This window comes from Actinoplanes sp. NPDC000266, from assembly GCF_042899005.1.
Taxonomy (GTDB): domain Bacteria; phylum Actinomycetota; class Actinomycetes; order Mycobacteriales; family Micromonosporaceae; genus Actinoplanes.
Genome location: NZ_JBIAZI010000006.1, coordinates 474,187 through 488,127, shown reverse-complemented (window position 1 = coordinate 488,127; position 13,941 = coordinate 474,187). Strand labels below are relative to the sequence as shown.

15 protein-coding genes are annotated in these 13,941 nt (G+C 71.5%); 8 read left to right on the top strand and 7 right to left on the bottom strand.

Going from position 1 to position 13,941, the window contains the following annotated elements; translation table 11 throughout:
- Window positions 1-275: 275 nt before the first annotated feature.
- From ACFY36_RS26495 to ACFY36_RS26480, 4 genes are all read right to left on the bottom strand, one after another.
- On the bottom strand, window positions 276-1,256 hold the full coding sequence (locus tag ACFY36_RS26495; protein ID WP_499748623.1) for a maleylpyruvate isomerase family mycothiol-dependent enzyme: 981 nt from the start codon (window positions 1,254-1,256) through the stop codon (window positions 276-278).
- 5 nt (window positions 1,257-1,261) lie between these two features.
- Entirely contained in the window at window positions 1,262-1,840 is a 579-nt protein-coding gene (locus tag ACFY36_RS26490) for a sigma-70 family RNA polymerase sigma factor (RefSeq protein ID WP_499748622.1), read from the bottom strand.
- Window positions 1,841-1,853: 13 nt separating this feature from the next.
- Entirely contained in the window at window positions 1,854-2,276 is a 423-nt protein-coding gene (locus tag ACFY36_RS26485; protein ID WP_499748621.1) for a hypothetical protein, read from the bottom strand.
- Between the two features lie 61 nt (window positions 2,277-2,337).
- Window positions 2,338-3,747, bottom strand: coding sequence for a DUF4331 domain-containing protein (locus tag ACFY36_RS26480; RefSeq protein WP_499748620.1), 1,410 nt, complete (start codon window positions 3,745-3,747; stop codon window positions 2,338-2,340).
- 154 nt (window positions 3,748-3,901) lie between these two features.
- On the opposite strand from ACFY36_RS26480, the gene ACFY36_RS26475 reads away from it, so the two are divergent.
- Window positions 3,902-5,236, top strand: a complete 1,335-nt coding sequence (locus ACFY36_RS26475; RefSeq protein ID WP_499748619.1) for a tetratricopeptide repeat protein — start codon at window positions 3,902-3,904, stop codon at window positions 5,234-5,236.
- Window positions 5,237-5,320: 84 nt separating this feature from the next.
- Here ACFY36_RS26475 and serC read toward each other — a convergent pair whose 3' ends face one another.
- Window positions 5,321-6,433 carry a phosphoserine transaminase gene (serC, locus tag ACFY36_RS26470; RefSeq protein ID WP_499748794.1) on the bottom strand — a complete coding sequence of 371 codons (1,113 nt, stop codon included), beginning with the start codon at window positions 6,431-6,433 and terminating at the stop codon, window positions 5,321-5,323.
- Between the two features lie 16 nt (window positions 6,434-6,449).
- On the bottom strand, window positions 6,450-7,553 hold the full coding sequence (locus tag ACFY36_RS26465; protein WP_499748618.1) for a citrate synthase 2: 1,104 nt from the start codon (window positions 7,551-7,553) through the stop codon (window positions 6,450-6,452).
- Window positions 7,554-7,667: 114 nt separating this feature from the next.
- Between ACFY36_RS26465 and pdxH the strand changes: the two genes are divergently transcribed.
- From pdxH to ACFY36_RS26430, 7 genes are read left to right on the top strand one after another with little or no spacing between them, the layout of a single operon-like run.
- Window positions 7,668-8,324, top strand: coding sequence for a pyridoxamine 5'-phosphate oxidase (gene pdxH, locus ACFY36_RS26460; protein WP_499748617.1), 657 nt, complete (start codon window positions 7,668-7,670; stop codon window positions 8,322-8,324).
- Window positions 8,321-9,640, top strand: coding sequence for an MFS transporter (locus ACFY36_RS26455; protein ID WP_499748616.1), 1,320 nt, complete (start codon window positions 8,321-8,323; stop codon window positions 9,638-9,640). The genes pdxH and ACFY36_RS26455 overlap by 4 nt, the downstream gene beginning before the upstream one ends.
- Before the next feature lie 10 nt (window positions 9,641-9,650).
- Window positions 9,651-10,571, top strand: coding sequence for an aldose 1-epimerase family protein (locus tag ACFY36_RS26450; protein WP_499748615.1), 921 nt, complete (start codon window positions 9,651-9,653; stop codon window positions 10,569-10,571).
- On the top strand, window positions 10,571-11,197 hold the full coding sequence (locus ACFY36_RS26445; RefSeq protein WP_499748614.1) for a nitroreductase family protein: 627 nt from the start codon (window positions 10,571-10,573) through the stop codon (window positions 11,195-11,197). Before ACFY36_RS26450 ends, ACFY36_RS26445 begins: the two co-directional genes overlap by 1 nt.
- Before the next feature lie 47 nt (window positions 11,198-11,244).
- On the top strand, window positions 11,245-11,541 hold the full coding sequence (locus tag ACFY36_RS26440; protein ID WP_089296050.1) for a type II toxin-antitoxin system VapB family antitoxin: 297 nt from the start codon (window positions 11,245-11,247) through the stop codon (window positions 11,539-11,541).
- A 25-nt stretch (window positions 11,542-11,566) separates the two neighbouring features.
- The gene (locus ACFY36_RS26435) at window positions 11,567-12,730 is read left to right on the top strand and encodes an acyl-CoA dehydrogenase family protein (protein ID WP_499748793.1); all 1,164 of its coding nucleotides are present in this window, start codon (window positions 11,567-11,569) and stop codon (window positions 12,728-12,730) included.
- 42 nt (window positions 12,731-12,772) lie between these two features.
- Window positions 12,773-13,525 (top strand): DUF4230 domain-containing protein, encoded by a 753-nt coding sequence (locus ACFY36_RS26430; protein WP_499748613.1) that lies wholly within the window; start codon window positions 12,773-12,775, stop codon window positions 13,523-13,525.
- 187 nt (window positions 13,526-13,712) lie between these two features.
- On the opposite strand, the gene ACFY36_RS26425 is transcribed toward ACFY36_RS26430, so the two are convergent.
- Window positions 13,713-13,895, bottom strand: coding sequence for a PspC domain-containing protein (locus ACFY36_RS26425; RefSeq protein WP_499748612.1), 183 nt, complete (start codon window positions 13,893-13,895; stop codon window positions 13,713-13,715).
- Window positions 13,896-13,941 lie beyond the last annotated feature (46 nt).

The following is a 13,941-nucleotide window of genomic DNA, read 5'->3' as shown; positions in this document are numbered from 1 at the left end:
CCTCCGTCCCGTCGCATTGGCACCTTGGCCCGTGCTCCCGAGACTCAGCCACCCGGGCGCGTTTCGGAACACGGTACGCTCCCCGGTCACCCGATGGGGGTAAGCCACGCCGGGCAACTTCGCTGAGCTGCGATGATCATGAAAAAGCCGTAGTTGTACGCGTCGTCGAGTGACCAAGAGCACTGACACACCACCGTGCCCTCCGCGCGGCCTCGCTGCAACTCGAGGCCGCAGCGCGACCATCGCGTTATTGCCGCCAAGACCGGCGTGACTCCTCACGGGACGACCGCCAGCGCCGGCACCGCGGCCAGGAACTCGCGGGCCAGAGCGGCGTCGCCACCGACCTCGGCCGCGACGCGGCCCGGATCGCGCCGATCCCCGGCCAGCCGGCAGAACTCCACCACATCGAGGCTCACCACCGCCGACGGCCGGGACACCACCCCGGTCGAGGGGCCGAGCGGCACCGTCCACGTGCCACCACCCTCACCGGTGAGCTCCAACCGCACGTGGCGGCCGCGACGGGACATGACCCGGGGCAGGAACCGGACCGCCAGCTCGGCCATCGGGCGCACGTGCCCGGGAAGTGGCGGCGGCGTCCGCCGCCCCGTCGCGGCGGCGATGTCCTCCCGGTGGATCCAGGTCTCGTAGGCCCGCGCGGTCAGCGCGTCCGGCAGGCAGAGCGGCGGCCCCAGAGCCGTCGTCGCCACACCCAGCGGCGGGTTCGCCGGGACCGAGCGGCACATCGCGTCGGCCTGCGCACGCCAGGCACGCCGGGTCAGCTCGACGGGCCGCCCGCGCTCCCGGCGCAGGACGGCCGCGGTGCGCGTGGCCGGGTCGTCGCCCAGCGGCTCGACGGGCAGTCCCAGGACCCCGGCGATCAGCCCGTCGGTCGAGGCCAGATGCGCGACCAGGTCGTGCACGCTCAGCTCGCCGTACGCGGCGGTCCGGCCCCAGTCGGCGGCCGTGAGGTCGGACAGCAGCAGGTCCAGCGCCGCGACCTGGGCCGCGTAGGGCGCCACGTACGCCGGCGCCGGCGTCGCCGGAGGCCGGCGGCGCCGGGCGGCCGAGCGCGTCCGCGCCAGCGAGCCGGCCGGGGGCCACAGGTCCGCCCCGGCCAGGCCGGCCACGGCCTCGACCAGCCGACGGGCCTCCCGCGCGCAGTGCGGGCAGGTGGGCAGGTGCGCCTCGACGAGGGCGGCCTCCGCGGGCGGGCAGGCGTTCAGCGCCCACGCCGCGACGAGGGAGTGGATGTCCATGCCGCTCATCTCCGTAGCGCCAGCGCGAGCCGGCGCAGGCCCTCGCGCATCTGGGATTTGGCTGTTCCCTCGGGCAGGCCCAGCTCGGCCGCGACCTCGCGATAGGTGCGACCCTCCAGATAGGCCATGGTGATCGCGCGGCTCAGGTGCGCGGGCAGGGCCTTCAGGGCCGCGCCGAGCCGCTCGGCCGCGTCGCTGTCCGAGACCTGGTCACCGACCGGGTCGCCCCGGCTGACCGCGCCGGCGTACAGGGCGCCGTCCAGGGCCCTCCGCCGGTGCGCCTCCTCCCGGCGCACCAGGTCGACGGCGCGGCGGTGGGCCATCATGGCCAGCCAGCCGCGCAGGCTGCCCCGCTCCGGCTCGTAGTCGAGGGGGTGCTGCCAGATGGCCAGGAAGACCTCCTGGGTGACGTCCTCGGCGGCCCGGCCGTCACGGGTGATCCGGGCCGCGATCGTGTGCACCAGCGGCGCGAACCGCTCGTGCAGGTCGATGAAGGCCGCCTCGTCGCCGTAGACGAGCTCGTCGCGCAGCCGCGCGTCGTCGCGGGCGGCCTCGGCGGAACGCTGCTGTCGCACGGCGCTCATTCCCACGTCGGCCTCACCTCGGCGTGCTCACGCACGTCTTCTCCAGCGCGGCCCGGGCCGTCTCCACATCGCGCAGATAGCTCGGCTCAGCGGTCCGGCTGTCGAGCCGGAGCCGCAGGTAGCCCAGGGAGAGGATGACGGCCTCCATCGGCTCGCGGACCTCGGGCCGGGCCGCCGGCCGGAGCGCCACCAACTGGTCCTGTGCCCGGCGCAGCTCGGCCCGGTCGGCCGGCGACAGCTCGGTGACGTCGTCGCCGTGGGTGAGCCGGGCCAGCGAGCGGACGGCCCCGGCCGCGTCGCGGCAGGCGCCCGGCGTGAACTGCTCCACCGACGGCAGGACGAGCCGCTGGTCCGGCGGCCAGGTTCGCCGCACGGCCACGGCGGCCGCTCCGAGCAGGACCGTCGCCGTCAGCGCGGCCACCACGGGACGCTTCACGATGCGCTCCTTCCCGGGGCGCCGCCGTGACGGCGGCGCCCCGAGTAGTCCGGACTTCCGGTCAGTTCTGGTTCACCGCGACGACGTTCGAGGTGGCGACGTAGGGGAACGTCGCCCGGAACGGCAGCGCGTTGGCGTCGACCGCGTCACCGAGACCGTCGACCGCCGCCGGGTGGTTCGGCAGCAGCACGCCTTCGGCGACCCGCACCGTCACGTCGGTGACGTCGTCGGCCAGCCGGCGGCCGTTGGGGAATCCGGCGTTGTCGCCGCCGATCACGCCGAGCCGGTTGGGGCTCGCCGCCGGCGGGATCGACATGTTCAGCCGCAGCTGCTCGCTGGGCACGAACGTGGCCGGGTCGACGTCCTTGTTGAGCCGCTGCGAGTTGAGGTCGACCGCGACCGGCCCGCAGGCCTTGCAGACGCCGGTCAGGAACACCTCGACGAGGTCGTTGCGCGGCGTGGCCGGCGCCGGGATCTTGTAGAGGGCCTCGATCCGGCGGGGCACCTCGGGGCTGGTCACGAACGGCAGGAACTTGGCGTCGTTACGCGGAGCGGTCGCGTTGAACTCGTCCTTGCGGCCGACCGGGATGACGACCTCGTTCACCAGCGGCATGCCGAGCCGGGAGACCTGCTGCCAGCCGCCGTACCGGTTCCGGTTGTTCAGCGTGTCGACCACCTCGATGCGCTGCCGCGACGTGGTGGCCCAGACGCCGACGACCGGGTTGCGGGCGGCGTCGCCCTTCAGCGCCAGCACGCTCTTAGGCACCTGGATGGCGAGCGTGTTGGTGTTGTAGCCGCGGACCGTGTCCTGGCCGACCTCGGACAGGTTGCCGCCGAAGTAGTTGTCGAAGAAGCGCAGGTCGATGAAGAACGGGTCGTCGGCCTGGCCGGCGTAGGTCTTGCCGCCGCCGGGCAGGGCGGTGATCGCCGAGTCCGCGAGCTGCTGATAGTTCGGCATCGACGCCGGGCCGACCCGGGACGGCGCCACCCGGCCGTTGTTGATCAGCGTCTGGCTACCGGACGCGGTGATCGCCTCCAGCTTGTACGTCTGCAGATAGTTGAGATCGGGATCGTCGAGCGAGGTCACCACGCCCGTGTTGTAGAGATACGTGTTCTTGCTGCGGTAGTTGTCGGTGAACGTCCAGCGGTAGATCAGGTCGGCCCGGGCGTCACCGTCGTTGTCGATGTTGATGTCGTACGCCGCGTCGGAGGCGAACGGGTAGAAGTTCGGCCCGCCGTTGGGCTCCTCGAAGGGCACCCAGTTCCCGATCAGCGTCACCGTGTTCGGCGCGTCGGGGCTGACGAACGCGTACGTGTCGGTGTTGTCCAGCTGCGGCTCGCCGGCGACCAGCGGAGCCTCCCGGTGGCTGGACGCCTGGGTCACCGTCGGCGCCAGCGACGCCACACAGGCCGTGGCGGTCACCGCCGCGGCCACGCCGAGCAATCGCCGGCGATTTGGAGGTCGGAACATTACATCCCCCTAGATGAGGTCGATGCTGTCGCCGGTCATTCGCCTCGCCGGGCGGGGCGGATGAATCGAGTCGCATTGGTTACATCGAGCCATCCGGATGGCCGTCGGCGGCGAATCCCCCTGTCGACACATCGCTCTCGAGGAAGGGGACCGGATGCGCCGCGTGGTGGTGCTCATCGCTGTCTCGGTGCTCGGCCTGGCGCTCGTGGTCGCGGCCGGCGCGCTGTTCGCACCCTGGGACCGGGCGCCGGAGAGCCAGGCGTCCACAAGCTGGGAGACCGGGCCGATCGCGGCCGCCGAACGGCGGGTCGAACGGGCGCCGGACGACTGGAAGACCTGGGCCGAGCTGGGCACGGCGTACGTGGAGCGGGCGCGCACGACCGGCGAGGCCGCCGACTACGTGCGGGCCCGGGTCGCCCTCGACCGGTCGCAGAAGATCCACCCGCGGGACAACGCGATCGCGCTGACCGGCCACGGCGCGCTCGCCGCCGCCCTGCACGACTTCCCGGCGGCGCTGCGGCACGGCCGGGCCGCGCTCGCGGCCGATCCGTACCGGGCGGCCGCGCTCGGCGTCGTGGCCGACGCCCTGATCGAGCTGGGCCGCTACGACGAGGCCTTCCCGACGATCCAGCGGATGGTGGACCTGCGCCCGGACGCCTCCTCCTACGCCCGGGCGTCGTACGCCTGGGAGCTGCGCGGCGACATCGGGCGCGCCACCGACGCGATGCGCCGCGCCCTGGACGCCGCCCCGAACGCGGCCGACGGCGCGTTCGCGCGGCTGCACCTGGGCCAGCTCGCCGCCGACAACGGCGACCTGGACACCGCCGCCACCGAGTTCACCGAGGGCCTGCGCCTGCTGCCCGGCCATCCGCCGCTACGACTGGGCCTGGCCCGCGTCCGCGCCGCGCGTGGTGACACCGCGGGCGCGATCACCGAGTTCCGGGCCGTCCTGGCCGTGGCGCCCCGGCCCGTGTACGCCGCCGAGCTCGGCGACCTGCTCACCGCGTCCGGCCGTCCGGACGAAGCCGCGAAGGAGTACGCCGCCGCCCGGCAGGCCTGGGCCGACGAGGCCGTCAGCGGCGCCCCGCCGGAGCCGGACACAGTGCTGTTCGCCGTCGACCAGGGAAAAGCCGGCCGGGGAGAAGGCGGCCGGGGAGAAGCCGACCCGGGAGAAGCCGGCCAGCGGGAGCCGGTCGCGCTGGATGCCGCCCGTCGGCTATACGCCCGTCAGCCCGGCATCGCCGCCGCCGACGCGCTGGGCTGGGCGCTACGCGCCGCGGGCCGGCCGGCCGAGGCCCTGCGCTACGCCGATCAGGCGCTCAAGCTGGGCACCCGCAGCGCCCTCAGCCACTATCACCGCGGCCTGATCCTGGCCGATCTCGGCCGGCGCGACGCCGCCCGCGCCGACCTGACCACCGCGCTGCGCCTCAACCCGCACTTCTCGTTCCGGCACGCCCCCGAGGCCCGCGCGGCCCTGGCCCGGCTATGACAGGGCCGGCCAGGGCAGGGCCGGCCAGGGCAGGGCCGGCCAGGGCAGGGCCGGCCAGGGCAGGGCCGGCCAGGGCAGGGCCGGCTAGGACAGGCGCTCGACCACGTAGTCGATCGCGGCGGTCAGGGCGGTCACGTCGGACGGCTCAACCGTCGGGTAGAGGGCGACGCGCAGCTGGTTGCGGCCGAGCTTGCGGTAGGGCTCGGTGTCGACAATGCCGTTGGCCCGCAGGATCTTGGCCAGCTGGGCGGCGTCGATCTCATCGGTGAAGTCGATGGTGGCCACGGCGGCCGAGCGCAGCGCCGGGTCGGTGACGAACGGCGTGGCGTACGACGACTCGTCGGCCCAGCCGTAGATGGCGGCGGCGCTCTCCGCGCATCGCTTGACCGCCCAGGACAGGCCGCCCTGCGCGTTCATCCAGTCGAGCTGCTCGGCGGCCAGGAAGACCGTGGCCAGGGCCGGCGTGTTGTACGTCTGCTCCAGCCGGGACTGCTCGATCGCCGTCACCAGGTCGAGGAACTGCGGGATGTACCGGCCCGAGGCCTTGATCTCGAAGGCGCGCTCGATGGCGGCCGGCGACATCAGGGCCATCCACAGGCCGCCGTCGGAGCCGAAGGCCTTCTGTGGGGCCAGGTAGTACACGTCGGTCTCGCGCAGGTCGACGTCGAGGCTGCCGCCGCCCGAGGTGGCGTCGGTGAGCAGCAGGGCGCCCTCGTCGGCGCCGGCCACGCGGCGGACCGGCACGGCCACACCGGTCGAGGTCTCGTTCTGGACCGAGGCGTACGCGTCGACGCCCGCCTCCGCCGTCAGATAGGCCGCCTGGCCGCCGGGGGCCTTGTGGATGGTCGGGTCGCCGAGGAACGGCGCGTCGCTGACGGCTTTCGCGAATTTCGCCCCGAATTCGCCAAACTCGGCGAACTGGGCCCGATCGCGGATCAGGCCGAACGTCGCGACCTCCCAGAACGCGCTCGTGCCCCCGTTGGCGATGACCACCTCGTACCCCTCGGGAATCGAGAAGAACTCGCCGAGGCCGCGCCGCAGGCGGGCCACCTGGTCCTTGACCGTCTTCTGCCGGTGGGAGGTGCCGAGGAACGTGCGGGACACCGCGGACAGCGACTCGACGCCCTCGGGGCGCACCTTGCTGGGACCGGAGCCGAAGCGCCCGTCGACCGGCTTGATCTCGTCTGGGATCCGGATGTCAGTCACCGGAGCATTATGCGCGGAGCTTGTCCCAGCCCTCGACCTGCTGCGGCTTGCGGACCGGGGGTCCCACATAGTGAGCGTGCGGGTGGACGACACGGCCCAGGCGTTTCTGCTCCAGGATGTGCGCGCTCCAGCCGGCCACCCGGGCGCAGGTGAACATCGAGCTGAACATGTGGCCCGGCACCTCGGCGAAGTCGAGGACCACGGCCGACCAGAACTCGACGTTCGTGGGCAGCGGCCGCTCGGGCTTGCGGGCCTGGAGCTCGGCCAGCGCGGCCCGCTCGAGCGCGATGGCCACCTCGTAGCGCGGCGCGCCGAGCTCGCGGGCCGCGCGCTTGAGCACCCGGGCCCGGGGGTCCTCGGCCCGGTAGACGCGATGGCCGAAGCCCATGAGGCGCTCGCCACGATCAAGGACGCCTTTCACGTACGCCTCGGCGTCGCCGCTGCGCTCGACCTCCTCGAGCATGTGCAGCACGCGGGCCGGCGCCCCGCCGTCGAGCGGGCCCGAGAGCGCGCCGATGCCCGAGGAGATGCAGGCGGCCACGTCGGCGCCGGTCGAGGCGACCACCCGGGTGGTGAAGGTGGAGGAGCTCAGCCCGTGCTCGGCGGCCGAGATGAAGTAGGCGTCGACCGCCTTGACGTGCTTGGGGTCGGGCTCGCCGCGCCAGCGCCGCATGAAGCGCTCGACGATCGTGCCGGCCTTGTCGATGTCCTTCTGCGGCACGGCCGGCAGGCCGAGCCCGCGGGCGGCCTGGGCCACGAACGACAGCGCGGTCACCGACACCCGGGCCAGGTCGCGGCGGGCCTGGTCGTCGTCGATGTCGAGCAGCTGGCTCAGACCCCAGTACGGCGCCAGCATGGCCACCGCGGACTGCACGTCGACGCGGATGTCGCCCGAGTGCACCGGCACCGGGAACGGCTCGGCCGGCGGCAGGCCGGGCCCGAACCGGCCGTCGACCAGCAGCCCCCAGACGTCGCCGAAGGAGACCTGGCCGATCAGGTCCTCGATGTCGACGCCGCGGTACCGCAGCGCGCCACCGTCCCGGTCAGGCTCGGCGATCTCGGTCTCGAAGGCCACGACTCTCCCTGGGGGCGGATGCTGTAGGTGTTTCATCTTGCTCGCTGGGTAACGGCAGGTCGACACCGCATGATGCGCTCTGTATGTGCTTTCTGCGACACCCATCCTCACCGACCTGACGTGGCGGCCGAGGGGACTTACGGTCGTTGCGTGACCCTCGAACCCCCATCGCCTGCGAGCATGCGGCGCGACTACACCGCGCGGGAGGCGTTGCTCGAGTCGGGCATGGCCGCCGATTGGACCACACAGTTCGGCGCCTGGTTCATCGAGGCGTCCGGATTCGGCCTGCCCGAGCCCAACGCCATGATCGTGGCCTCGGCCACGCCGTCGGGTCACCCGTCGGCGCGTACTGTCCTGCTCAAGGAGTACGACGCGCGCGGTTTCGTGTTCTTCAGCAACTACGAGTCGCGCAAGGGCGCCGAGCTCTCCGCCAACCCGTACGCGAGCCTGGTCTTCCCGTGGTTTCCCATGCAGCGGCAGGTGATCGTGGTCGGCGCGGTGGAGCGGGTGAGCCGGGCCGAGACCGAGGAGTACTTTTCGTCGCGGCCGCGCGGTTCCCAGTTGGGCGCCTGGGCGAGCCCGCAGTCGACGATCGTGCCCGATCGGGACGCTGTCGACGCCAGCCTCGCGGTGGTGACCGAGCGGTTCGGTGACGGCGAGGTGCCGGCGCCTCCGCACTGGGGTGGCTTCCGCGTGCTGCCGGAGACGGTCGAGTTCTGGCAGGGCCGGAGCAGCCGCCTTCACGACCGGCTCCGCTACCGGCGTACAGAAGAAAGTCTTTGGGTTTTGGAAAGGTTGGCACCTTGAGCCAGGACGCTGTCGAAGCGGCCGCGGAGGTCGTCGAGGAGCGCGAACGGAAGTCCTGGTTCATCGATCTCAGGCCCCTCCGCGTCGTCGCGTATCGGCGGATGTGGATCGGAAACGGGGTCTCGTTCTTCGGTTTCCAGTTCACCTCGGTCGCGGTTCCGATCGAGATGTACGCCATCACGCACTCCTCGGCCTGGGTGGGCCTGCTCGGCCTGGCCGGCCTGGTGCCGCTGCTGATCTTCGGGCTGTGGGGTGGCGCCGCGGCCGACGTGGTCGACCGGCGCAAGCTGCTGCTGGCCAGCTCCACCCTGGCCTGGATCTCCACGCTGGGCCTGCTGGTGCAGGCGCTGCTGCACGTGAACAGCGGTTATCTGCTGCTGGCGCTGGTCGCGCTCCAATCGGCCGGCTTCGCCATCAGCTCGCCGGCCCGGCAGGCGATCATCCCGCGGATCGTGCCCGGCGGGCTGGTGCCGGCGGCCAACACGCTGGCCTACACGACCACCACCGCCGGCGGTGTGCTCGGCCCGCTCGCGGCCGGTGTGATCTTCGCCGCGGCCTCGACCGACAGCGGCATCATCGCGGCCTACCTGGTCGACGCCGTGCTGTTCACGGTCTCGTTCTGGGCCACCTGGCGGCTGCCGTCGATCCCGCCGGTCGAGCACGACCTGTCCGAGGAACGGCCCAGCGCCGGCCTGCGCGGCGTCCTGGTCGGCCTGAAGTTCCTGGTCACCCAGCCGGTGCTGCTGCTCTCGTTCGCGGTCGACATCGTCGCCATGGTCTTCGCCATGCCGCGGGCCCTGTTCCCCGAGGTGGCGGCCGACCGGTTCGGCGGCGACCAGGCGGTGGGCTGGCTGTTCAGCGCGATCGCGATCGGCTCGGTGGTGGCCGGCCTGTTCTCCGGATGGATCGGGCGGGTCAAACGCCAGGGCGTGGCGCTGGTGGTCGCCGTGATCGGCTGGGGCATCGCGATCGGCTTCGCCGGCCTGGCGCACAGCCTGTGGCTGATCCTGCTGCTGCTCGCCGTGGGCGGCGCGGCCGACCTGGTCAGCGCCGTCTACCGGCAGTCGATCCTGCAGGTCTACGCGCCCGACCGGCTCCGCGGCCGGCTGCAGGGCGTCTTCACGGTCGTCGTGGCCGGCGGGCCGCGCCTGGGCGACCTGCGGGCCGGAGCGACCGCCGACCTCACCTCGACCACCGCGTCGTGGGCCGGCGGCGGCTTCCTGGCGGCCGGTCTGTCGGTCGTATTGGCCCTGGTCTTCCCCGCTCTGATTCGTTACAAGCCGCCGGCCGGCACCGAGGGAAGCGCGAACAGATAATGTCCAACCCATGACAAGCGTCGTAGCCGCGAAATCCGGCACCCAGTGGTCCATCGAGGCGGACGGGCACAGCGCCGTCGTCGTGGAGGTCGGCGGCGTGCTGCGCGGCTACTCCGTCAACGGCGTCAAGGTGCTGGACGGCTTCGAGGCCGACGAGCTCTCCCCGGCCTCGGCCGGTCAGATCCTGGCGCCGTGGCCCAACCGGATCCGCGACGGCAAATACACGTTTGAGGAGCAGTCCTACCAGCTCCCGCTGACCGAGCCGGCCCGGCACAACGCCATCCACGGCCTGGTCAACTGGGCCCGCTGGAGCGAGGTGGCCCGCACGGACGCCTCGGTCACGCTCGAGTTCGAGCTGCCGGCCCAGATCGGCTATCCGTGGTGGCTGACGCTGCGCGCCACCTGGACCGTCTCGGCCGACGGGCTGCGCTGCGACCAGGAGGTCGTCAACAACAGCGACTCGAACGCGCCGTGGGGCTACTCCGTGCACCCCTACCTGGAGCTGCCCGGCGTCGCCGTCGACGACATCCTGCTGCACGTGCCGGGCAAGACCCGCGTCGTGGCCGACGGCCGGCTGCTGCCGATCGGCGCCAACCCGGTCGCCGGCACCGAGTACGACTTCAACGAGCCGCGGCGCATCGGCGACCTGATCCTCGACACCACCTTCGGCGACATCGAGCACGACGCGAACGGCATCACCGAGGTGACCATCTCCGACCCGGGCTCGGACGCCAAGGTCGTGGTCTGGGCCGACGAGAAGTTCAAATACTGGCAGGTCTTCTCGGGCGACACCCTGCACGGCGAGCGCTTCCGCCGCTCGGTGGCGATCGAGCCGATGACCTGCCCGCCCGACTCCTTCCGCACCGGCCGCGACCTGATCGTGCTGGCGCCGGGCGAGCGGTGGACCGCCTCGTGGGGGATCCGGGCCTGATGGACTTCGAAGAGGTCCTCCGCAAGCGGCGCATGGTCCGCAGCTACGACCCCGACCGCCCGGTCGCGCCCGAGATCGTCGACAAGATCGTCAAGCACGGTCTGCGCGCGCCCAGCGCCGGCTTCTCGCAGGGCTGGGGCTTCCTGGTGCTCACCGAGCAGAAGGACCGCGACCTCTACTGGTCGTCGACGACCGAGGGCGACCTGGGCGACGCGGCGGCCGACGAGGCGTGGAAGGGCGACTGGCTGACCCGCATGCGCACGGCGCCGGTGATCATCGTCTGCTTCTCCAACAAGTCGGTCTACCTCGACCGCTACGCGCAGGCCGACAAGGGCTGGACGGACCGCAGCGAGGAGCACTGGCCGGTGCCCTACTGGGACATCGACACCGGCTTCGCCGCGCTGCTCATGCACCTCAGCGCGGTCAACGAGGAGCTCGGCTCGTGCTTCTTCGGCGTGCCGGTGCCCAAGGTGCCGGCGGTCAAGGAGGCGTTCGGGGTTCCCGGGGAGTACACCCCGATCGGTACGCTCACCGTCGGCTATCGGGCAACCGACAAGAGGTCTCCGTCACTCAAGCGCGGGCACCGTCCGGTGGAAGATGTGGTGCATCATGGCCGATGGGCCTGATGCAGTGGGGATAGGCTGAGGTTGTTGTTGAGAGAGGGGGCTCCGGGGTGATCTTCAAAGCGGTCCGGGACGGTGCCCCCTATCCCGATCACCACACGACCCTGAAAGCGTGGGCCGAGATCCCGCCGCGGCCGATCCGGCTGGCCGATCTCATCACCACCAAGCGGGAGCTGGCGCTCGACAAGCTGCTGGCCGAGGACTCGACGTTCTACGGCGACCTCTTCCCGCACGTCGTGGAATACAAGGGCGCGCTCTACCTCGAGGACGGTCTGCACCGCGCGTTGCGGGCCGCCCTCCAGCAGCGCAACCAGATCCACGCCCGCGTCCTGGTCGTCGAGGGCTGAGTTACCCGCTAGTTTGACGGTCATGGTGACTCCGCTGGATCTCCTGGACGTCGATACCCTCCTGTCCGACGAGGAGCGCGACATCCGCGCGCTCTGCCGCCGGGTGGCCGACGAGCGGGTCCGCCCGCATGTCGCCGGCTGGTACGAGGAGGGGAGCGTGCCGGTCCGGGAGCTGGCCCAGGAGTTCGGCAAGCTCGGCCTGCTCGGCATGCATCTGACGGGGTACGGCTGCGCGGGCTCCTCCGCGGTGGCGTACGGCCTGGCCTGCATGGAGCTGGAGGCGGCCGACTCGGGCGTGCGCTCGCTGGTCAGCGTGCAGGGCTCGCTGGCGATGTACGCGATCTGGCGTTTCGGATCCGAGGATCAGAAACAGCGCTGGCTGCCGGGCATGGCGGCCGGCGAGCTGATCGGCTGCTTCGGTCTCACCGAGCCCGACCACGGCTCCGACCCGGCCACCATGGCGACCCGGGCCCGCCGCGACGGCGACGACTGGATCATCGACGGCGGCAAGATGTGGATCACCAACGCGCCCGTGGCCGACGTGGCGGTGATCTGGGCCCGGGCCGAGGAGGGCGTGGTCGGCTTCGCCGTGCCGACCGATACGCCGGGATTCGCGGCCCGCGAGATCAAGCACAAGATGTCGCTGCGCGCCTCCAGCACGGGCGAGATCACGCTTGATGGCGTACGTCTGCCGGACAGCGCCCGCCTCCCGGAGGCGCGCGGCCTCAAGGCGCCGCTCTCCTGCCTGACCGAAGCCCGTTTCGGCATCATCTGGGGGGCCATGGGCGCGGCCCGCGACTGCCTGGGGGTGGCCCTCGACTACGCGAGGACGCGCGAGCAGTTCGGCCGCCCGATCGGCGGTTTCCAGCTCACACAGGCCAAGCTGGCCGACATGACGCTCGAGCTGCAGAAAGGCTTCCTGCTGGCGCTGCACCTGGGCCGGTTGCGCGACTCGGCCGGCGCGCTGCGGCCCGAGCAGGTCAGCGTGGGCAAGCTGAACAACGTGCGCGAGGCGATCGCGATCGCCCGCACCTGCCGGACCATCCTCGGCGGCAACGGCATCAGCGGCGAATATCCGGTGATGCGCCATGCGAACAATCTGGAGAGCGTCCTCACCTACGAGGGAACCTCCGAGATCCACCAGCTGGTGATCGGCCAGAAATTGACCGGTCTGAACGCTTTCGCCTGACGCTTCACTGCAAGTGTCGTACCCGGCTCGTACCGTGAGGGTATGGCCAACTCATCGGACGTCTCGCCGGGTGTCACTGAACCCACCCGTGAGTATCCCCCCGTCCCCGAGGAGTCGACTCCGCCTGCGCCGTCGGAGCAGCCTTCTCGGCCGAGCGGGTTCGCCCGCCTGCTCATCTTCACCGGGTTCGTCTTCGCGCTGCTCGTGGCGGCCTGCCTCGGGCTGCGCGCGATCAACGTGCTGCCCAGCTTCGACAACCCGTTCAGCGACCGCACCACCGACCGCAGCCAGCCGGTGCTGTTGCAGTCGATGCGCGACCTGAGCCGCTATGTCGCGGCCGACGGCACCTTCCAGGTCATCGTCGACCTGCAGGAGGACAGGGAGAACATCCCCGACTTCCTGATCAACCGGCGCACGCTGTTCGTCGGATCGGGCACGGTCGAGCAATATGTCGACTTCAGCAAGCTCGCCGACGAGGCGCTGGTCGTCGACAACGAGAAGAAGACCGTCACGATCACGCTGCCGGCGCCGGAGCAGGGGTCGGCCGCCCTCGACATGCAGAAGAGCTACGTCGTGGCCGAGCAGCGCGGGCTGCTCGACCGCATCGGCGACGCCTTCAAGAGCGATCCGGGCAAACAGCAGAAGGTGTACGCCCTGGCCCAGCAGCGGATCACCGAGGCCGCCCAGTCGAGCGGGCTGTCCGACCGCGCCAAGCAGAACACCGAGCAGATGCTGACCAGCCTCTTCACGCGGCTCGGCTATGCGACGGTCACGGTGACCTTCGACAGTCCGTGACGAAAGCGGCCCGGTAAACACCGGACGCCGCCGACCCGGGGGCGGGGTCGACGGCGTCCGGCGGTCATCGGCTCGAGGGGGCCGGAGCCCTCACAGAGCCGGGGGTCATCTCAAGAGACGCCGCGCATGGGCCTTTCCGTTGCGCGGCGTTCGTTTTTCGCGCTTTTGTCGGGCGCCCGGTGGCTGGTCACTCGTTGGGGAGCAGGGCCCACAGGACCAGGTAGACGATGAACTGCGGGCCGGGCAGCAGGCAGGAGATGACGAAGATCAGGCGGACCACACCGGCGGAGAGTCCGAAGCGGCGGGCCAGGCCGGAGCAGACGCCGGCGATCCAGCGGTCGTTCCGGGGACGGACGAGTCGGCGAGCCACGATGACTTCCTCCTTGACTGAACGGCCCCGGCGTTGCGCTGTGGCC